This is a genomic window from Myceligenerans xiligouense (assembly GCF_003814695.1).
Classification (GTDB): domain Bacteria; phylum Actinomycetota; class Actinomycetes; order Actinomycetales; family Cellulomonadaceae; genus Myceligenerans; species Myceligenerans xiligouense.
In genome coordinates this window covers 1,607,384-1,627,270 of sequence record NZ_RKQZ01000001.1, presented here as the reverse complement: position 1 = coordinate 1,627,270, position 19,887 = coordinate 1,607,384, and the positions used below count along the sequence as shown (strand labels likewise).

General features: G+C 72.2%; 12 protein-coding genes. 5 read left to right on the top strand and 7 right to left on the bottom strand.

From position 1 onward, the window contains the following. Positions 1 to 51 precede the first annotated feature (51 nt). Genes EDD34_RS06965 through EDD34_RS06945 form a run of 5 tightly spaced genes read right to left on the bottom strand, consistent with a single transcriptional unit; the run spans position 52 to position 11,003 of the window. Positions 52 to 2,103 (bottom strand): hypothetical protein, encoded by a 2,052-nt coding sequence (locus tag EDD34_RS06965; RefSeq protein ID WP_123813916.1) that lies wholly within the window; start codon positions 2,101 to 2,103, stop codon positions 52 to 54. Then, entirely contained in the window at positions 2,100 to 3,305 is a 1,206-nt protein-coding gene (locus EDD34_RS06960; RefSeq protein WP_123813915.1) for a VWA domain-containing protein, read from the bottom strand. The genes EDD34_RS06965 and EDD34_RS06960 overlap by 4 nt, the downstream gene beginning before the upstream one ends. Continuing rightward, on the bottom strand, positions 3,302 to 6,022 hold the full coding sequence (locus EDD34_RS06955; RefSeq protein WP_123813914.1) for a DUF5682 family protein: 2,721 nt from the start codon (positions 6,020 to 6,022) through the stop codon (positions 3,302 to 3,304). The genes EDD34_RS06960 and EDD34_RS06955 overlap by 4 nt, the downstream gene beginning before the upstream one ends. Continuing rightward, on the bottom strand, positions 6,019 to 7,146 hold the full coding sequence (locus tag EDD34_RS06950) for an ATP-binding protein (protein WP_123813913.1): 1,128 nt from the start codon (positions 7,144 to 7,146) through the stop codon (positions 6,019 to 6,021). The genes EDD34_RS06955 and EDD34_RS06950 overlap by 4 nt, the downstream gene beginning before the upstream one ends. A gap of 50 nt (positions 7,147 to 7,196) precedes the next feature. Beyond that, positions 7,197 to 11,003, bottom strand: a complete 3,807-nt coding sequence (locus EDD34_RS06945; protein WP_123813912.1) for a DUF4132 domain-containing protein — start codon at positions 11,001 to 11,003, stop codon at positions 7,197 to 7,199. A gap of 227 nt (positions 11,004 to 11,230) precedes the next feature. On the opposite strand from EDD34_RS06945, the gene lipB reads away from it, so the two are divergent. The 4 genes from lipB to glnA all read left to right on the top strand — a co-directional run bounded on the left by lipB (position 11,231) and on the right by glnA (position 15,736). Then, positions 11,231 to 11,998: a lipoyl(octanoyl) transferase LipB gene (gene lipB / locus EDD34_RS06940; RefSeq protein ID WP_123813911.1), complete on the top strand. Its 768-nt coding sequence runs from the start codon at positions 11,231 to 11,233 to the stop codon at positions 11,996 to 11,998. Between the two features lie 149 nt (positions 11,999 to 12,147). Continuing rightward, positions 12,148 to 13,152, top strand: a complete 1,005-nt coding sequence (lipA, locus tag EDD34_RS06935) for a lipoyl synthase (protein ID WP_123813910.1) — start codon at positions 12,148 to 12,150, stop codon at positions 13,150 to 13,152. A 130-nt stretch (positions 13,153 to 13,282) separates the two neighbouring features. Further along, on the top strand, positions 13,283 to 14,014 hold the full coding sequence (locus EDD34_RS06930; protein ID WP_123813909.1) for a DUF4191 domain-containing protein: 732 nt from the start codon (positions 13,283 to 13,285) through the stop codon (positions 14,012 to 14,014). A 297-nt stretch (positions 14,015 to 14,311) separates the two neighbouring features. Continuing rightward, positions 14,312 to 15,736 (top strand): type I glutamate--ammonia ligase, encoded by a 1,425-nt coding sequence (glnA, locus tag EDD34_RS06925; RefSeq protein ID WP_123813908.1) that lies wholly within the window; start codon positions 14,312 to 14,314, stop codon positions 15,734 to 15,736. 1,329 nt (positions 15,737 to 17,065) lie between these two features. Here glnA and EDD34_RS06920 read toward each other — a convergent pair. Together EDD34_RS06920 and EDD34_RS06915 are read right to left on the bottom strand one after the other, a co-directional pair. Further along, a complete protein-coding gene (locus tag EDD34_RS06920) occupies positions 17,066 to 17,644 on the bottom strand; it encodes an HD domain-containing protein (RefSeq protein WP_123813907.1) in 579 nt (192 codons plus the stop codon). A 16-nt stretch (positions 17,645 to 17,660) separates the two neighbouring features. After that, positions 17,661 to 18,947 (bottom strand): helix-turn-helix domain-containing protein, encoded by a 1,287-nt coding sequence (locus EDD34_RS06915; protein WP_123813906.1) that lies wholly within the window; start codon positions 18,945 to 18,947, stop codon positions 17,661 to 17,663. A gap of 12 nt (positions 18,948 to 18,959) precedes the next feature. On the opposite strand from EDD34_RS06915, the gene EDD34_RS06910 reads away from it, so the two are divergent. After that, entirely contained in the window at positions 18,960 to 19,775 is an 816-nt protein-coding gene (locus tag EDD34_RS06910; RefSeq protein ID WP_123813905.1) for an HAD family hydrolase, read from the top strand. The last annotated feature ends 112 nt before the right edge of the window (positions 19,776 to 19,887 follow it).

Below are 19,887 nucleotides of genomic sequence, written 5' to 3'. Positions count from 1 at the left end.
CGGGTCCCGCACCGCCGCCGTCACACGTCTCCTTCCTACGTCGCGGCCGTCCTACGTCGCGGAGGTGATCTCGCGGGTGCGGCGGACCAGGAACGCCGCGCGCGCCACCGCCTCGGGGGTGAGCCCGGCCGTGCGGCCGGCGCGGCCGGAGCCGGAGCCGGAGCCCGCGCCGTCATCCGAGACCGCGCCGCCAGGGCCTGTGCCGGGACCGGGCATCGCGCCGTCGGGCACCAGGTCCGCGACCGCGCGTTCGAGGGTGCTCAGCCCCAGGTCACGCGCCAGGCGCCGAGCGAGGTCGAGGTCGGAGCGCTGACGCGGCGTGAGCCGGTAGCGGCCGGTGGCGGCCACGGCGACCAGCACGCCCCAGGCGAGGCCGCACGCGCGGACCACGGGCGGGTCGGGCTCGGCGGCCTCGGTCACCGCTCGCGCCCGCGAGCGCATCCCGGCCACCCGTGACAGTCGCCGGCGCCACGTGTCCCAGTGGTGCCGGCTCCAGCGTGAGTCGCGGCCGATCTGGTACTGCTCCGTGAGGGACGGGCTGATCAGTCGGAGGACGCCGTCCGTCCCGCGCAGGAAGATCCCGACGGGCTCGATCCGGTCCTCGCGCCGCTCGGCCGTCACCCCGACCACGGGCCACCGCCCCGCCAGGACGTGCAGGATCACATCGGCAGTGCGCCGGTCCTCGACGGGGACACGCAGCAGGTGCTCCTGCCCGCCGGAATCGGTGACGGTCCACGTCAGGTCCTGGCGCACCTCGTCGACGCCGACCTCGCCCGTGTCGCGCACGAGCAGCAGGCGCAGGTGTGACGGGCGGCGCCCGAACCCGACGGTGTCCCGGGCGGGGCGCGCGGTGCCGGTGCGCTCGGCGACGTGCCGCAGCTCGTCCAGGTCGAAGGCTCCGAGCCGTTCGAGCCTCGGGCTGCCGCCGGCGCCCAGCGTGCCGTCCGGCCGGGCTCGGACGGCCGACAGCGAGAACGGGCCGTCACTCAGCCGTGCCGGGGACGCGCCCCACAGCAACGGCATCTCCCACTCGCGCCGGAACGACGGGTCCGATCCGGCGGGCCGCCCGGTCACCGCCGTCCGGACCTGGCCCTCGCCGAGGTCCCAGGCCGCGAACGCGAGCCCGCGCGACCCGCTCGGCGCGGTCCACCACCGCACGCCGAGCGGTACGAGCCGCGCGACGTCGATCTCGTCCTCCTCCCGGCCGGAGCGGTTCCCGGCGGCCTTCTTCCCGTTCCGCGTCCCGGCGGACGGGATCTCGTCCGGTCCCTCACCGACCTTCTTCCGGTCCGGCGCCGCGACGGCCCCCGTCCCGTCCGGCTCTCCGGCTCCCGGGCCGCCGGAACCGCCCGAGTCGCTCGGGCCGCCGGAACCGCCCGGGCCGCCGGGCCCGGCGTGCTCGTGCGCCTCGCACAAGGCCCAGATCTCGGTGAGGGTCGACAGGACGTCGGCCTCGTCGGTGCCGTCGGCGTGCGCCGCCAGGTCGGCGGCCTGTCCCGCGGCCGTGCGCAGCAGGGCGTCGAGACGCAGCCCGTGCACGGGTTCGAACCCCGCGACGCGGGCACGTCCCGCGAGCGCGCGGAGTGACTCCGGCGCGTCGTCGCGCAGGTGCGCCAGGCCGCCGTCGAGCAGATGCACGACGGCGTCCCGCACCTCCGCGACCGCCACGGCACGGCGCTTCGCCGTCGCGGACGCCCTCGCCGTGGCCCGCTTCGTGGCGGACGCGCTCGCCGTGGCTCGCTTCGCCGTGGCCCCCTTCGCAGTGGCGGGCCGCCCCGCCCCGCCGGGTTCCGCCGTATCCCCGGTACCCGCCGGGGCGGACGGGCGGACGCCGAGTGCGTCCGCGCGGGCGCGTGCCCAGCGCCAGGCGACAACCATGTGCACGCACACCCCGCCGGTCGGGCACTCGCAGACCACGGCCGACGGCCCGCGCCCGTCCACGCGGACCGCCTGCCCGCCGACCGTGAGATCCGCGCCCTTGGCGTCCGACGCCACCTCGGCGACGTCGTCGGACAGCTTCCTCGCACGGCGAAGCAGGCCGGTGCTCGCGAGCCCGGCGAGCTCCTCGTCCGGCAGTGCGGCATACGCCTCCAGGTACGTCATGCCAGGACCTCCCCCAGCCACTCGGCGAATCTCTCGGGTGTCAGCGCCGCCACCTCCATGCCGGCCTCGGCGAGGCGCCGGGCCGTGCCCTGGTCGTAGACGGGGTCGGCGGTCTCGTCGAGTGCGGCGAGGCCGAGCAGGGTCACGCCCGACGCCCGCAGCCGCCGCACCGCCGCCAGCAGCTCGGAGACGGAACCGCCCTCGTAGAAGTCGCTGACCAGTGCCACCACCGTCCGGGACGGGTCGCGCACCTGGCCCTCCGCGAACCGCACGGCACGGGCGATGTCGGTGCCCCCGCCCAGCTGCGCCGTGAGCAGGACGGACACGGGGTCGTGCGCGAGGTGCGACATGTCGACCACGTTCGTGTCGAACAGCACCAGCCGCACGTCGATCCCGGGCAGCCCCGACAGGATGCCCGCACACACCGCCGAGTAGAGCAGCGATGCGGCCATCGAGCCGGACTGGTCCACCAACACCACGACGTCCCAGGTCAGGGCCCGCTTCTGCCGCGCGTTGAACCGCACGTCCTGCACGAGCATCCGCCCGTCGCCGTCGACCCGCCCGAGATTGGCGCGCAGTGTCCGCTTCCAGTCGAAGTTCCGCGCGACGCGGTGCATGGACCGGCGCGACCGGTCCACGCGTCCGCCCACGGCCGTGAGGAACCGTGACCGCAGTCGCCGCACCACGTCCTCCACCACGCGCTCGATGACGCGGCGCACGCCGTCGGCCACGGAGGGGTCGAGCTTGCCCCGCAGTTGCAGCAGCGCGGTGGCGAGCTCCCGCGACGGTTCCATCGCCTCGACCGTCCCGCGGTCGCCCAGCAGCTCGGTCAGGCCGTAGCGGCCCACGGCCTCGACCTGCATCCGCTCGAAGGTCTCGCGCGGGAACAGCGACCGCGCCTCGCCGAGCCAGCCGAGCGCCGAGAAGTCGACGCCGTGCGGCGCCGAGCCCTCGAGTCCCGCGCCGCCGGACCCGCCGCCCCCGCGCCGTCCGGCCTCGCGCCGTCCGGCCGCATGCCCGCGCGCCGTGTACTCGCGGTCGTAGAGGTAGCCGAGCGTGCTCTCCAGGCGCTGGTCGCCGGCCGGCACGTCGAGACGCTCGGCGGCGTACCGGCCGAGCACGAGCCGCCAGCGCCGCGCGGCCTCCTGGTCCGGTACGCCGTGCGACGGCGGTCCCGCGGTGGTGCTGCCCGTCCCTGTCATGTGTGTCCTCCGCTCCAGTGCGCCAGCCCGTCCCGGGCGAGCACGGCGGCGAGCTCGCGTTCGACCGCGATCCCCGCCGCCAGGTCGTTCTCGTCGATCAGCACCCGCACGCCGACGTCGGACGCCCGGGAACCCGTACGCTCCGCGACACGCTCGGCCAGCCGGTGGGTCTCGGTGGGGCGCAGCCAGGTGAAGCCACGGCGCAGGTCGGGCAGGACCGCCAGGAAGGCGTCCGGCGTCAGGTCGCGGATCGCGCCGTCGACCGCGTCGAACAGCTCCGGCGTGTGCAGCAGCAGGTCGGGCGCGGCTCGCAGGACACCACCGAGGAAGCGCACCGCGAGCGCCGGGTCCGCTCCCGGCCGCAGGGCACCGCGCACGTGGTCGACCAGCACGTCGTCAGGCACGTCGCCGTCCACCGAACCGACCGCCAGCAGCGCGCCGCGCACGGCCGGCGCCGCCCGTTCGTCGTCGCGCAGCCGGGCGAGCTCGCGCGCCACCGCCGACGCCGGGTCCTGCCCGGCGGGGGCCGCTCCGTCGTCCGCCCACGCCCGCTGCGCGTCCCGTACCAGCGCGCGCAGTTCCAGGACGGAGACGACGGCGGCCTCCTCGTCGTCCGGCCCCGCGCGGCCGGCGTCGGGCACCAGGTACGCGGCCGTGGCGAGTGCCTGCGCCACCAGGTCGAGCAGGTCGCCTGCCGGGGTGCCACCGGGTGCCGCCGCTCCCCCGGTGCCGTCCGGCGCGCCGGTGTCCGGGGCCAGGCCCAGCTCCACCCGCGACCGCCACAGCCCGAGCAGCCGGCGGGCGCCCGACACCACGGATCCCAGGTCACGGTCCGTGTCGAGGGTGCGCGCGAGCAGGCTGACGAGCCGGGGCAGGTGTTCGGTCAGGCCGACCACCGCCGCGCGGGCCACGAGCGTGGCCACCCCGTCCGCGGCGGCCGGCGCGCCCTCCGCCCGCAGCCGTTCCTCCGCCTGCCGCAGCAGCGTCACCGCGGCGGCGTCCACGGTCGCGCCGAGGTGCGACATCTCCACCAGCCGCGCCTCGACCACCGGCGTCCAGCAGTACTCCCACTCCTCGCCGATCATCCCGAGCCCGCGCCCGGCGACATGGTCCGGGCCGGAGATCTGCCGCCCGAACCCGCAGTCGAGCAGGTCGAGCACCGCGAGCACCTGGCGGCGCGCACGGTGCCCGGGCGTGCGCCGGGCATCGAGCCGCGCGGTGCGGGGCAGGGTCGTCCCGATGTCGAGGCCGACGGCGGCCACCCGCTCCCGTGCGTCCCGGACCAGTGGCGGCACGGCCCCGCCCGCCGGGACGCGCCCGACCTCACGGCCGCCGAAGACCTCGGCGATCGCGAGGCCGAGGGGGCGTTCCGGGCCGATCCCGCCGTCGTCGGTCACGAAGCAGGAGGTGATCGCGTCCAGGACGTCGGTGCGGCCGGGAAACGGTCGCATCCGCAGGTCGGCGAGCCGCGTCGCGGCGACGGCGGCCGCGGCGACCTGCGGGGTGGAGACCTGGTGCCCGCGCTCGGCCGCGGCGCGGGCGACGTCCACCAGCACCTCGGTCGCGATGCCGGGACCGCCACGGCCCGCGTCCTCGTCGGGGTGCCCGCCGGGTGCGTCGTCCCGCAGGTGGGTGGCGTGGAGGCGCTCGTAGAAGCCCGGGGAGGGCATACCGGCGCCGTAGCCGCGCAGCCCGTCGAGCCGCTCGTGGTCGTAGCGGATCAGCCAGGCGTCTCCCGTCGCCTGCGGGCCGTAGCCGCCGTCGGGCCACCGGTGGCGTACCGGGGCGCCCTCGGGCAGCCCGGCGAGTGCCTCGGCGATGGCCGGCGTGTGGAACGCGCCCGTGACGACGAGGACGGGGCCGGAAGGCGCCTCGCCGTCGCGCGGCGCGGTCCCCACCGGGAGTCCGGCGGCCTCGGCCGTCCGGCCGGACATCCAGGCCTCCCGGTCGAGGGAACCGTCCGCGGCGAGCACCTCGTCCTCGTAGTCGAGGCGGGACAGGGCCGCCCAGGCGAAGACGTCGTCGAACGTCGTCCGCCAGTCCGCGAGGCCTGCGGGGGGACGACTCTCGAACAGGTGGTCCCACAGCTCGTCGTGATCCCGGCAGCCGAGGCGCCGGGCGAGCGCGGCGACCGACCTCGAGTGGGCGAGGTACCGCTCGGACATGAGGGTCCGCGCGAACGGATCCTGCTCCGGTGCCGTCCGCGGCCCGACGGCGGACCCGGGGTCCCGTCCCCCACCCGGCCCGGCGGGTTCCGCGGACGTGCCGCCCTCCGGGACGACGGCGGTCGCGGGACCGGCGGGCCGTTCGCGTTCCGCGGCGGGGCGGTCGCAGAACCGGACGTCCGCGCCGGCCTCACGCCCCGCACGCAGCGCCTCCCACTCCGGGGAGAACGACGCGAGCGGGTAGAAGGAGGCGCCGCCCGAGGCGCCCTGGCCCTCGGGCAGGCTGAGCAGCGCGACCGGGGGCCGGGTCTCCTCGTGCAGGAGTTCCGGCAGGAGCCGGGTGTACTCCTCCGGCCCTTCGATCAGCACGACCGCGGGCCGCAGCTCCTCGATCGCCCGGCGCACCGCGACCGCGCAGGCGGGCGAGTGGTGCCGCACCGGGGCGAGGTACACGCCCTGCTCACGCAGCGCTTCGACGGCAGCGGCGGCGCGGCGCAGGCGATCGGGCGCGAGCTGCCACGCCTCGCGCAGACCGTGGTTCCCGGTACTCACCGCCACAGCACCTCGGCCGCGTCGAAGAATGCCTTCCACCCCTTGTCCTTGCGAGCGCGCTCGCGGACCACGTTGTCGACGTAGTGCCGCAGCCGGCGCGCGTCCTCCTCGTCGCCCTTGAGCGCGACGCCCGCGACCTGGCGGGCGACCTCCGCGGCGGTGACGCGGCCGTCGCCCAGGTAGCGGGCCTCCAGGGATGCCGCCACCGCCACGTTGACCGCCTCGGCCGTGGACATGACGGTCTCGGGCCGCTTGACCGGGGCGCCGTCCCGGGTGGTCCCGGACCGCAGTTCCTGGAACACCGTGACCAGGACCTCGAGCACGTCGCGGGGCATCGCGGGCCGGTCGCCGGAGGCGCCGAGCTCGGCGGTGAGCTGCCGCTCCACGAGCTCGATCTCGAAGTCGCGGTCCCGCACGGGCGCCACGGTCTCGAACGAGAAGCGGCGCTTGAGCGCGGCCGACATCTCGTGGACGCCCCGGTCCTTGAGGTTCGCGGTCGCGATGACGTTGAACCCGGGCCGGGCGGCCTCCCGCGCGTCCGGCCCGAGCTCCGGGACCATGAGCTGCTTCTCGGACAGGATCGACACGAGCGTGTCCTGGATCTCGGGCGCGCAGCGCGTGATCTCCTCGAAGCGCACGAGCGATCCGGCGCGCATCCCCGTCATCACGGGTGACGGGACGAGGGACCGCTCCGTGGGGCCCTCGGACACGAGCAGCGCGTAGTTCCACGAGTACCGCACGTGGTCCTCCGTGGTGGCCGCCGTGCCCTGCACCGTCAGCGTGGACGATCCGCTCACCGCCGCCGACAGCAGCTCCGACAGCATCGACTTCGCCGTGCCCGGCTCGCCCACCAGCATCAGCCCCTGGCGGCCCATGAGCGCCACGACGGCGCGGTCGACCAGCGGGTCGTCGCCGTAGAACTTGCGGCTCACCCCGATCCGCTCGTCCCCCACCACGAAGGCGCGCACGGCGCGCGGGCTCAGCCGCCAGCCGGGAGGCCGTTCCGCGCCACGCTCCTCGTCCCACGCGGCGAGCGCCGCCAGTTCCCCGGCGTGCCGCACCTCCACGGGCGGGCGCTGCTCGATCGCCGCGTCCGCGCGGGCCTCGGTCGTCTCGGTCGTCATCCTCGGTCTTTCCTCTCGTACACGGGTCTTGTCGTGGCCAGGGCGCTGCTTCAGTACTCCGACTTGCGCTCCCAGGCGGGGTCGTACGCCCCGGCCGAGGCCACGTCCAGGTAGTCGGCATAGGTCTCCGCCAGCAGCACGGGCGGCACGTCGGCGAGCGGCACGACACCGCGGTCGCCCCAGGTGCCGGGCTTGCGGAAGGTCAGGTCCTTGATCGCCGCGGGGATGTTCTCGTTGCCCATGAACGCGCCCGTGAACTCGATCTCGGCGACGAGGCCGGCCGACGGGTGCTCCTTCGTGTACTCGTAGAACCAGCCGGCATCCTGCACCCCGCCGTTCTGGTACCCGCGGGCGAGCAGCCTGCCGCGCACGGTGTAGCTGTCGGTGAGCCAGCCACGCCGGTCCGTCACGCGCCGCGCGCCCTCTGCCGTCTCGGGCACGGCGGTGGCGAACTGCTCGAACAGGGGCCGCACCTCGTAGTCGGCCAGGTGCTCGCGCCAGGCCTCCGGGGTGTCGGCTCCGCCGTTCCCGCCGGCGAGGGTCACCGCGTGGGCGATGCCGACCGTGCGGCCGTCGTCGTCCGCGCCCTCGCCGAGCGTCACGTCCTCGTCGTCCACGGCGACCAGCGCGCCGTCGTCGGGCCGGAACGCCCGCTTTGCGGGCGTGCCCGGGTCGGCGAGCCACACGACGCGCGCGGCGAGGCGCGACATGACCGGGTGCTCCGCGACGAACTCGCGCCACTCGCCCGCGCTCCAGGTACGGCCCTGGATCATGGCCTCGCGCAGGCGGCGGGTCTGCAGCTCCACGACCGCCTTGAGCTCCTTCTTGCCGGCCGTGAGCTGCGCGCGGGCCTCCTTGTAGGCGGCACGGGTCTCGTCGTCGGCGCCCTGCGGGGTGCTCGGCGGCGTCTTGACGACCTTGCCCTTGTCGTTGCGCAGCTCGATCGTGAAGGCGTCGGTGATGCGGCCGGTGTACTCGCGCTCGCCGAAGGACAGGCGCAGCACGCCGTCGGCGTCGAACCCGGCGGTCTGCACCGTGCGGTCGGCGAGCTGGTCCGCGCTCCAGCCGCGCGCCTCGGCGAGCTGCCCGGCGAGCTCCTCCGCCAGCTCCCGCACCGTGCGGAGCTTGAACTGGCGGGACACGGCGAGCAGGAGTTGCACGGCGGGCCGGTCACCGTTCGCGGCCAGGGCTCGGACGAGCGAGTCGGCCTGGGAGCGGCGCTGCGGGTGTGCCTTGAAGAAGTGCTGGGCCGCGGCGGCCAGCTCGCCACCGGGCATCCCGACGGTGAGCGCCAGGAGGCCCTTGTCCTTGGTGGCGGAGCCCAGATAGGTGGCCTGGTGTGCCTTGTAGGCGCGGCGGTAGTGCTCCTCGAGCGGTACCGCGGCGCTCTCCTGGGCCCAGGAGGAGCCCGGGTTCTGCGACAGCCAGTGCTGTGCCCACTTGTGCTGCTGCTGGGCCGCCTGCTCGGCGTGCTCGCGGGACTCGGCGGCGGACGGCCCCCGGGTGTCCTGGGCGATCCAGGCCCGCAGGACGTACGAACCGAGTGCAGCGCGGGACGGCTCGTCGAGCAGCGAGACGTAGCGGGCGATCAGCCCTTCGCCGCTCGGTTCCTTGAGCCGCACCGCGAGCACGACCCACCAGCGCACGATCTCGCGGGGGACCGCCGTGCCGTCCGTCCAGCGCAGGTCCGGCAGCGCGTCGAGCGGGAACCACGCCATGCTGACGGGGGCCTTCTTCTTCAGGCCCTTGGTGGCTTCCGCGGCCAGCTTCGCCGGCGAGAGGTGCTCGCCGATGTCGTCGCCCAGTGCCTCCAGCGCCGTGAGGAACGCCGCGCGGACGTCCTCGCGGCGTTCGGTGCCCAGCGCCGTGCGCAGAGCCGGCAGCGCGTCCTTGTCCCCGAGGTTCGTCAGCCATCCGGCCGCCGACATCCGCACCGCCGACTTGCCGTCCGTCAGTCCCTGCTCGGCGAGCGCCCGCACCCGCGGATGCCGGGCGAGCACGCGCTGGGCCTCCAGCCGGTGGGTCCTGGCGGCGCCCATGGCGAGCGCGCTCAGCCGGGGCAGCAGCGGGGCGGGCGCCGCCGGGAACTTGTCGAGGATGCCGAGCACGATGGCCGGGGCCCGGTGCGCGTCGTAGCCGTCCCGGGGTACGAGGTGCTGATCGAGCATGCCGACTCGCTCGGCGAAGTACGCCCACATGCGCTGCGCCGGGATCTCCTCCACGCCCCACCAGCGCTGGAACACGAGGTCGGCGATCCGGGCGTCCGGGTCCTCGTAGCCCGCACGGACCAGGACGTCGCGCAGGGCGCGCAGGTCGGAGACCTCGTCGAGACGGCCGCGCATCAGCCACCACAGCTGATGGTGCGGCCCGCTTCCGACACGCGCGGCCCTCGCGAGGTGCAGGAGTGTCGTCTCGGGAGCCACCTTGGGGAGGCAGTCGACGAGCCACGACAGCGTGGCCGCGTATCTCCTCCTCCCGTCCTTGTCCGAGGGGGCCGGTGACGCCGGCTCGCGGCCCGACAAGACCTCCATGAGCCGTGTCAGATACTCCGTGTCGATCTGCTCCAGCGAGGCGATGTTTCGCTCGGCGCTCTGGACGTGCCAGTTGTCGCCCTTGGCGCGGCCGGAGGACTTGTATTCCTTCAGCATGCGCTGCCGGTGCGCGTGGGCCTCGGCGAGCATCGTGTCGCGGTGCGCGACAGCCGCCGCGACGTGCTGCCGGCCGAGCTCGACCTCGGGCAGCGGCTCGTACGGCGGGAGCCGCAGCTCCTGCGCCTCGGCGGTGTCGAGCGCCCGCAGCCGCTCCACGGCCTTGGCCAGCACCAGGATCCGGGCGTCCTGCGCGCGGCCCGGCCCCTTGCCGTGCCCCGTACCCGAGGATGCCGCACCCGACGACGCCGTCCGCCTCCCCGCGAGCACCGCCTCGATCGCGGCGGGCCCGCCGTCGGTACCCACGATGCGTGTCACGACGTCGTCGAGCGCGCCCGCCGGTGCCGATTCCAGCAGTGGCGCGAGCAGGCGCACCTGTTCGGCGTCCGGCAGCGTCGCGACCACCTCGTCGGCGGCCCGTCGCACGCCCTTCGCCGTGTCGGCGCACAGGGCCGCGAGCGTGCCGCGCAGGGGTTCCGGGGCGTTCCGCACCGCCATGAAGCCGCAGAACGCCTTCTTCCCCGAGGCTCCGAGCCGCCGCACCTCGGCGTCCACCGCTTCGGGACGTGCGGCGAGGTAGGGGGACGCCTGGGCCGTGCGGAGGAAGCAGGCCACGTCGGGGCGGCGCGTGTAGGAGTTCTCGCGTGGACGCGCCAGGAGGAGCTGGATCACCGCCGAGACGGCGTCGTCGTCGGACAGGCCGCCCGCCCGGGCGACGGCCTCGAGCTGCTCCGGCGTCCAGACGGGGCCGGTGTCGTTGCGGGTGGTGGTGCAGGTGAGCGCGACATCCTGGGCGAGGACGCCGAACCACTCCGGTACCGCGGCGTGCACCTCCGGGTCGGAGGCGATCGCTGCCAGGAGGCGGCCGAGGCGCGACAACTGCTCCGGCGTGATGCGGCTGCTCAGATGGGCACGTCCACGCGCCCGCCTCGCCGCCTCGATCGTCAGGCCCGACGTCGCCTTGCGCACGCGCTTCTCGAAGTCGACCCAGCCCAGGCCGTGGTGGCGCTGCCCGCTCAGTGCCGAGTCGAGCTCCTTCGTGTCCCTGGCCTGCAGTTCCAGCACCAGGTCCGCACCATCGCCCTCCACGACGTACGCGACGGCGCGCTCGTGCAGCGCCTCCCCCTCGATCCGCAGCACCTTGAGCCCGTCCGACACGATGGTCGCCACGTCCTTGCGACCGGCCTTGTCGCGCACAGCCTGAAACATCTGGAGTCCGTTTCCTCGTCACCGTCATCAACGTTGTCTCCGCAGTTCAGGGCGCACTTCTTCCCGGGAAGCCCAGCGCCCTGCCGGGATGACGCACAACGTAGCGAGGGTCACTGACACGGCCGGCGCCCGACGTCCGACGTGTTCGGCAGACCACACAACGGCCGTTCTCCTCCGTGACGAGGGAGACAGTCGCGCCCACCCGCCCGCGGCGTAGGCTGATCGGCGTGGAGAACCCCATCGACATCCAGCGCCTCACCGGTCACGTCGACTACCACGAGGGCTGGGATCTGCAGCGCCGCACCCACGAGGCCGTGCGCACGGGCGACGGGCCCGACACCCTCTTCCTGCTGGAGCACGCGTCGGTCTACACCGCCGGGCGTCGCACCAACCGCTCCGAGTACCCCACCGACGGCACCGAGGTGGTCGACGTCGATCGCGGCGGCAAGATCACGTGGCACGGGCCCGGCCAGATCGTCGCGTACCCGATCGTGAAGCTGGCGCAGGCGTTCGACGTCGTCGGCTACGTCCGCACGCTCGAGGCCGCCGTCATGGACGTGTGCGCCCGGCTCGGCGTCGAGACCATCCGCGTCGAGGGGCGCTCGGGCGTGTGGATCGCGGCCGACGGCCCGGACGCGGCCGGGCCGGACGGCGAGCCCCGCCTGGAGCGCAAGGTGTGCGCCATCGGCGCCCGCGTCGCCAAGGGCGTCACCATGCACGGCCTCGCCCTGAACTGCGACCCCGACCTGGCCGCGTTCGGGAAGATCGTGCCGTGCGGGATCCCGGCCGAGGACGCGGACGTGACGTCCCTCTCGGCGGAGCTCGGCCGTGACGTCACCGTCGCCGAGGTGCTGCCCCTGATCGAGGACGCCCTGGTCCGTCACCTGACGCCGCTGCTCGCGGTGACCAGGGCCGACGACGCCGCGGGAGCGGACGTCCCGGCCGCGGCACCCGCCGGGAACACCACGCCCGCCGGAGCGGTTGCCGCCTCGTAGGACGTCGCGCGGCGCGGGCAACACACGCGCGACGCCGCGGACGACGGGGTGACCAACCCCACGCACGCGCGGGCCGTCACCACGACCGCCGTCGTACACGAACGCCGTAGGCTGGCCAGGAGAACCCTGACCTGGGAGGGGAAGACAGCGTGACCATCGCACCCGAGGGACGCCGCATGCTCCGCGTCGAAGCGCGCAACGCGGCGACCCCCATCGAGAAGAAGCCCGAGTGGATCAAGACCCGGGCGACGATGGGGCCCGAGTACCGTGACATGAAGAGCCTGGTCAAGGGCGAGGGCTTGCACACGGTGTGCGAGGAGGCCGGCTGTCCCAACATCTTCGAGTGTTGGGAGGACCGTGAGGCGACGTTCCTCATCGGCGGCGACCAGTGCACGCGCCGCTGCGACTTCTGCCAGATCGACACCGGCAAGCCGGCCGAGTTCGACCGGGACGAGCCGCGCCGCGTGGCCGAGTCGGTCCGGACGATGGGCCTGAAGTACTCGACGGTGACGGGTGTCGCCCGCGACGACCTGCCCGACGGCGGCGCCTGGCTCTACGCCGAGACGGTGCGCCAGATCCACGCGATGAACCCGGGAACGGGTGTCGAGCTGCTCATCCCCGACTTCAACGCGATTCCCGAGCTGCTGGACGAGGTCAACGACTCCCGCCCGGAGGTGCTCGCGCACAACGTGGAGACGGTGCCGCGCATCTTCAAGCAGATCCGCCCGGCCTTCCGCTACGAGCGGTCGCTGTCCGTGCTGACGCGGGCGCGCGAGGCCGGCCTGGTGACGAAGTCGAACCTGATCCTCGGGATGGGCGAGACCATCGACGAGGTCAAGCAGGCTCTCGTGGACCTGCACGACGCGGGCTGCGACCTCATCACGATCACCCAGTACCTGCGCCCGTCGGTGCGGCACCACCCGGTGGACCGCTGGGTGCGGCCGGAGGAGTTCGTGGAGCTCAGCGAGTTCGCCGAGGAGACCGGCTTCCTGGGCGTGATGGCGGGGCCGCTGGTGCGCTCGTCGTACCGTGCGGGCCGCCTGTGGGGCCAGGCCATGACGAAGAAGGGGCGCGAGATCCCCGAGGCGCTCAAGCACCTGGGCGAGCCGACGACGGCCCGTCAGGAGGCGGCGAGCCTGCTGGCGCCGCGCTGAGCGAACCTTCGCGGGGCCGCGTCCTCGCGGCGGGCGGCGGGTGCGGGCCTCGGTCCCGCACCCGCCGCCTCACGCGTCACCACCCGTGACGGTCAGTGGCCCGGTCGCGACGCAAGTAGAATCGGATTCCATGGCCCGTTCGAACTCCGGAGACAGCACGCGCGCAGGCGCGGCCGGCTCCAAGAAGCCCAAGAAGCAGCGCTGGTACCACCAGGTGTGGGCCGTCTACAAGATGACCCACAAGCAGGATCCGTCGGTGACGTGGATCATGCTGGGCGTCTTCGTGGCGATCGTGCTCCTCGCCGAGGTGATCGGCCTGCTGTGGGGCCACCCGATCTACATGCTGATCGTGGGCATCCCGTTCGGCCTGCTCGGCGCGATGTTCGTGCTGTCGCGCAAGGCGGAGAAGGCCGCCTACACGCAGATCCAGGGTCAGCCCGGCGCCGCCCGGGCCGCGCTCGGGACCGTGCGCGGCGGCTGGACGTTCGAGGACGAGCCGGTCGCCGTCGACCCTCGCAACCAGGACTTCGTGTTCCGCGGCGTCGGCCGTGCCGGGGTGGTGCTCGTCTCCGAGGGCCCCGCGCACCGCGTGCGCAAGCTCCTCGACAAGGAGACCAAGCGCACCGCCCGCGTGCTGCCGAACGTGCCGGTCACGGCGATCCAGTGCGGCGACGAGGAAGGCCAGGTCCCGCTGACCAAGCTCACCCGCTCGGTGACGAAGCTGAAGAAGCGGCTCACCAAGTCCGAGGTGAACGAGGTCGGCAAGCGGCTCAAGGCGCTCGGTGGCGCCCGGCTGCCCATCCCCAAGGGCATCGACCCGACCCGGATGCGCCCGGACCGCAAGGCGATGCGGGGGCGCTGATCCAGCCCTGTCCCGACGAAGGCGCTCCCGGACGGGAGCGTCTTCGTCGTACGCCGGAACATCCGTCCAGCGGACACCGACGAGGCGGCGGTGCGAGTTCTGGCAATGTAAGAGCCGCTGACGCTGCCCTGACCTACCCTTCTCCCGGGAGTTACACACCCGAGAGCCGGGCGTAACGTGGCGGCAACAATCAGTAACCAGAGAGAAACCGCGGAACCATAGGTTCGGGTGGATCCGTGCGCGGTCAACCGGACGGTCAAATCTCCCGAACGTCATCCAGCGAGCCAAGGAGCGCAGATGTTCAGCAACGCCGAGGAGGCAATCGCCTTCACCCGCAACGAGGGGGTGGAGTTCGTCGACGTCCGGTTCATCGACCTGCCGGGCGTGATGCAGCACTTCAACATCCCCGTCGACCAGTTCAGCGAGGACTCGTTCACCGAGGGCCTCATGTTCGACGGCTCGTCGATCCGCGGGTTCCAGGCGATCCACGAGTCCGACATGAAGCTCGTGCCGGACGTCGCCACGGCGTTCGTGGACCCGTTCCGCAAGGCCAAGACGCTGGTCATCAACTTCTCGATCGTGGACCCGTTCACGAACGAGCCCTACGCCCGCGACCCGCGCAACATCGCGGCCAAGGCCGAGGCGTACCTGCGCTCCACGGGCATCGCGGACACGGCGTTCTTCGCGCCCGAGGCGGAGTTCTACATCTTCGACGACGTGAAGTTCGGTACGTCGCAGTCCGAGAGCTTCTACTCGATCGACTCCGAGGAGGCCTGGTGGAACACCGGGCGCGAGGAGGAGGGCGGCAACCTCGGGTACAAGACCCGGTACAAGGGCGGCTACTTCCCCACCTCGCCGAGCGACCGTTTCGCGGACCTCCGCGACGACATGGTCAAGACCCTCGGCAAGGTCGGCCTCTCCGTCGAGCGCGCGCACCACGAGGTGGGCACCGCCGGCCAGCAGGAGATCAACTACAGGTTCAACACGCTGCTGCACGCCGCCGACGACCTGATGAAGTTCAAGTACGTCATCAAGAACGTGGCGTTCGAGGCCGGCAAGTCGGCGACGTTCATGCCGAAGCCGATCTTCGGTGACAACGGCTCCGGCATGCACTCCCACCAGTCCCTGTGGCTGGGTGGCGAGCCGCTGTTCTACGACGAGAAGGGCTACGGCGGCCTGTCCGACACGGCCCGCTGGTACCTCGGCGGCATCCTGAAGCACGCGCCGTCGCTGCTGGCCTTCACGAACCCCTCGATGAACTCGTACCACCGTCTGGTGCCGGGCTTCGAGGCCCCCGTGAACCTGGTCTACTCGGCCCGCAACCGCTCCGCCTCGATCCGCATCCCGATCACGGGCTCCTCGCCGAAGGCGAAGCGCATCGAGTTCCGCGCGCCGGACCCGTCGTCGAACCCGTACCTCGCGTTCTCCGCGATGCTGCTCGCCGGCATCGACGGCATCAAGAACAAGATCGAGCCGCCGGCGCCGGTCGACAAGGACCTGTACGAGCTGCCCCCGGAGGAGCACGCGCTCATCCCGCAGGTCCCGACGTCGCTGCCCGAGGTGCTCGACGCCCTCGAGGCCGACCACGAGTTCCTCACCGCCGGTGACGTCTTCTCCGAGGACCTCATCGCGACGTGGATCGACTACAAGCGCGAGAACGAGGTGGACCCGATCCGCCTGCGTCCGCACCCGCACGAGTTCGAGCTGTACTACGACATCTGATCGGCGGGCCGCATAGGGCCTGGTCGGAACGCTGAAACGGCGGCTGACCTGCATGTACGTCTCGTGACGTTGTGCAGCGTCTGCCGCCGTTTCTCATGCTCCGATGTAATGCCGATGTAATTCCCCAGGTGGACATCCCGTCATGCGATGATCCAAGCGCAGCGGCGGCCCCGGGTCGTTCGTGAGACGCTCGCCAGGTGGACGTATGGCTGAGCATCGGTGCCCTGGCTGTCGCAGTCATTGCCTTGTACTTCACCGGTATGGCTGCCCTGGCAACGAAGGCACAGGCAAGGGCTGTCAGGGAGCAGACCAAGTTGCAGGAGCAGATACATCGCGACTCCACCCAGCCGTAGGTCTGGGTGGACATCCGCCCTGACGCGAAGCAATCCGACCTACTCGTACTTGTCGTCGGGAACTCCGGCCGCACCGTCGCCGAACACGTCCGGGCCACATTTGAACCGCCTCTTCAGGAAGTCGGCACCTTGACATCCAAGGCAGAGTCCGCATCGAGGTGGTTGCGCGAAGGAATTCCATCGATCGCCCCAGGACGGCAAATCGTGTGGCCGCTGGGGGCCGGGCACGACGTCTTGGGAACGAGGGATGCGCTTCGCGTCACGATTGCCGTGACAGCTGAAGGCCCATCCGGAGCGATACCACAACTGCGCTACGTCGTGGACGTTCACGCCTACGAAGAGTCCCACGACAGCCCAGATGGCAGCCTTCACCTTGTCCGCAGAGCCATAGATAAGGTCGCCGAGGCGATCGGGGAAAAAACGACCTGAGTGGGTGTCCCCCGCCCCTCGACAACCTCCACCGCGCGGGTCTGTGACCCTGCCAGTGTCCGGCCCCGGTGTCCCTGTCCTCCGTCGTCCGTTGGCGCGGGGCACGTCTCGGACATCGGTTCTCTCGTGCCCGCAAGGGGTCCGGCTCGACGGCGTGAGTGCTGGTGATGCAGGCGCGGTGCCGGCCCCCTTGCGGGCACGAGGGGTTCGGTGTCAGGGTCCCGGTGAAGCCAACGGACGACGGAGGACAGGGACACCGTCCCTCGATCCTCTTGACTCCAGCAGGTGCCCGCCGGAGGCATGACGAAAGGCGACCTCGAACATGTCGGGGTCGCCTTTGTCGTGTGCGGAGCCGGTAGGCCGTCAGGGGTGCGCGGAGGGGTGCGCGCAGGGCGCGCAGCGCCCGGAGCGACGGGCCCCCGTAGCGCGGCGGAGGCTCCGTGCGTGCCCGCCTGCGCGCCGGAGGCGCGCCTTGACTCCTTAGAGGCCAATTCGGCAGTGCCACTCGGCCCTGCGGGCACACGGTCGGTCTGGGAGAGCTGGATCGTCAGCCTTGTTCGTGCCAGTTCATCGTGCTCCCTGCGAGTGCTGCGTCGGCGATGCGGGCAGCAAATCCCGTGGTGATGCCTGAGCGGGAGCTGTCGATCCATTTCTGGACGTGCTGGTGTCCGGCTGCTCGGTATTCCAGGGCTTGGAGGAGGCATTCGAGCTTGTCGGCGTCCTTGGCGCACTGTGCTTCCAGGGTCTCCTTGGCCTCGAACTCGACCACGGCTTCGCTGATGGTCTTGGCTGCGGCGTCGGGCATGTGCCGCACCTGGTCGCGGGTGACGGCTTCGTTGTCGGCCTTGCCGAGATAGGGACGCGCCGAGTGCGGGATGTCGGTGATCCGGGTCTCTTGCGAGTCGTGCCACAGGCCGAGGTAGGCGGCGCGGGCGGGGTCGGCGCCTTCTTCGGCGGCGATGAGTGCGGCGAGCTGGGCCACACGAAGGCTGTGCTCGGCGACGGACTCGGGGTCACGGACACCGACCTGCCACCATCCGGCACGACGCAGTCGCTTGAGGACGCCCATCTCGTGAGCGAAGTCGGCGACGGCGGCAGCGTCCGGGTCGGTCACGTGGTCGGTCATGCGGTTGCCTCCTTGGTCAGCGCCCGGCGAGGCGGGTGGCGAAGTACACCTCGGACAGCTCGCGGCGGGCGCGCGGGTCGAGGCCATCATGAATGGCGGACTCGACCTTTGTCGATGCGTCGGTGCGGCTGACCGGGCCTGCGTCGAGCAGGTTCGGTCTCGCCAGGACGAGCGACCACAGGGTGTGGGCGTTCAGGTCGGCGTGCTTCGGGTCGTGGAGGTGGTTGAGCAGGTGCTCCATCAGGCGATGGCCTGTCCAGACCGTTGCGCCACCGGTGAGCATGTCGTCGTCGGACGCGTAGGCGTCGGGGATCTCCCCGAGCCAGTAGGCCCAGTAGACCAGGTTGGCGGTCACGTGCTGGGGCTGAGTGAGATCGGTCCCGATGAACCGCTGGATCGGATCCAGGTCGCCCTGCCGCGCGAGCCCGAGCGCTGCCGACCTGCCCAGGAGGAAGTCCGTCGGGGTGCTCGTCGCGCCGCTCGTGCGGACGATGCGCTGATACTCGGTGATGAGCCATGCCATCGTGCTCGGCCGGCGGTCGTAGCCGAGGAGGTAGACCGCTTGCCGGCGCAGGGGTGCGCTGCCACCGTTCCTGGCGGAGTCCGCGATGGTCAGCAGGTGGTCGAAGAACCGGTCTGTCATCCGGGCGCTCAGCTGCGGATGGGTCGGCACCGGGCCACGCCCCAGCGGCGCACCGAGAGGCCGCAGGACTGCGGGTGCCATGCCCGTGAACGGCCAGGTGACCAGCGCCAACAATGACCGGCGCAGAACCGCCACTCCCAGCGGGTGAGCCTGAACATCGGACACGACGGGGCCCGCAGTGATGGCCGTGGACAGAATCACGTCCGCCTCAACGGCCTCGACGAGAGTGTTTGCCGCCGCAGCCGGGGCCCCGAGAGCGATCAGGCTGTTGCGGAGCCTGAGCAGGCTCGTCCCGGTCAGCGCGGACAGCGGACGCCGCCCGCTCTCCCATCCCTGGATCGTGGTGACATCCACCCGCAGATGCTCGGCAACGTCGACCTGGCGGCAGCCAGCGGCACTGCGCAGCAGCTTGAAGACGAAGGCCGAGACCACGCCGATTTCCTCGCGGCGGGCCTCGCCCTGCGTTCCAGTCAGTGCTGACTGTGCTGCCATGCGGCTTCCCCTGTCGATCGCCCGTGCACGCGCGTCGAAACCCGTACTCCCGATCAGTCCATCTCCACGCCCCGCTCCGCGAAGGTTGAGACCGAGCGTGATGCCGCTCACAAGGTTAGGCGGAACGCCGCGAACCCCGCCATCAATAGAGCAATTCAGCCCCCTCATGGAGACGGCACGATGAACACCACCAGTACGGCCATCACCGCCACCGCCCAGCTCGTCGCCCTCGACATCGACGGCACGATCCTGGAAACAGGACTGCCGCCGTCCGACCTCGTCGTCCACGAAGTCCGCGCTGTCGCCGGTGCCGGTCACCATGTCGCGCTGGCAACCGGCAGGTCGCTGGCGGGCGCGGTACCGGTGGCATGGCAACTCGGGCTGCGCGACGGATGGCTCATCACGTCCAACGGAGCGATCACGGCCCGGATCAGTGGCGGGAAGGTCAAGATCGTCGAGCGTCACGACATCGACGTTGAAGCAGTGGTGCGACACGTCGCACCGAAGCTGCGGCTACGCATCGCGGCCGAGATCCCCGGGCACGGCTACCGCATCGCCGGGACGTTCGCCCCGCACGAGTTGTCCGGCGTGCTGCAGCCCGCGAACCTCGAAGGACTCTGGGCGGCACCCTCACCACGGGTCGCGCTGGTCGGGGCCGGTGCGGGCTGGCTGGTCGAGGACCTGCGGGCAACAGGTCTGACTGCCAACGCCCCGCATTCCGAATGGGTGGACGTCACCCCTGGAGGCGTCTCCAAGGCCACATCCCTGGAGCGAGTCCGCGTGGCCGTGGGCGTCCCATCGGCACGGACAGTCGCGGTCGGCGACGGCAGGAACGATATCGACATGCTGCACTGGGCGGCCCGCGGTGTCGCCATGGGGCATGCCCCGATGGCCGTGCGTGAGGCCGCGAACAAGGTTACCGGGACCATCGCCGACGACGGCGTAGTACCGGTGCTGCGATCTATCGCTGGCTGGCCTGCGGCGGTGGCTCGGTGAACGCGCTCGGTGACGGCGTCCTGAGTGGTTCGGACGACAGTACGGCCGCCGACTCTGAACACCCTGTGAACCGTGTCCGCGCCTGGCAGGTAGGTGACCGAGTCCGGGTCGT

Coding starts and splice junctions, on each gene's coding strand:
- EDD34_RS06965 (WP_123813916.1), bottom strand. CDS start 2,103: ATGACGTACCTGGAGGCGTATGCCGCACTGCCGGACGAGGAGCTCGCC.
- EDD34_RS06960 (WP_123813915.1), bottom strand. CDS start 3,305: ATGACAGGGACGGGCAGCACCACCGCGGGACCGCCGTCGCACGGCGTA.
- EDD34_RS06950 (WP_123813913.1), bottom strand. CDS start 7,146: ATGACGACCGAGACGACCGAGGCCCGCGCGGACGCGGCGATCGAGCAG.
- EDD34_RS06945 (WP_123813912.1), bottom strand. CDS start 11,003: ATGTTTCAGGCTGTGCGCGACAAGGCCGGTCGCAAGGACGTGGCGACC.
- EDD34_RS06930 (WP_123813909.1), top strand. CDS start 13,283: ATGGCCCGTTCGAACTCCGGAGACAGCACGCGCGCAGGCGCGGCCGGC.
- glnA (WP_123813908.1), top strand. CDS start 14,312: ATGTTCAGCAACGCCGAGGAGGCAATCGCCTTCACCCGCAACGAGGGG.
- EDD34_RS06920 (WP_123813907.1), bottom strand. CDS start 17,644: ATGACCGACCACGTGACCGACCCGGACGCTGCCGCCGTCGCCGACTTC.
- EDD34_RS06915 (WP_123813906.1), bottom strand. CDS start 18,947: ATGAGGGGGCTGAATTGCTCTATTGATGGCGGGGTTCGCGGCGTTCCG.
- EDD34_RS06910 (WP_123813905.1), top strand. CDS start 18,960: ATGAACACCACCAGTACGGCCATCACCGCCACCGCCCAGCTCGTCGCC.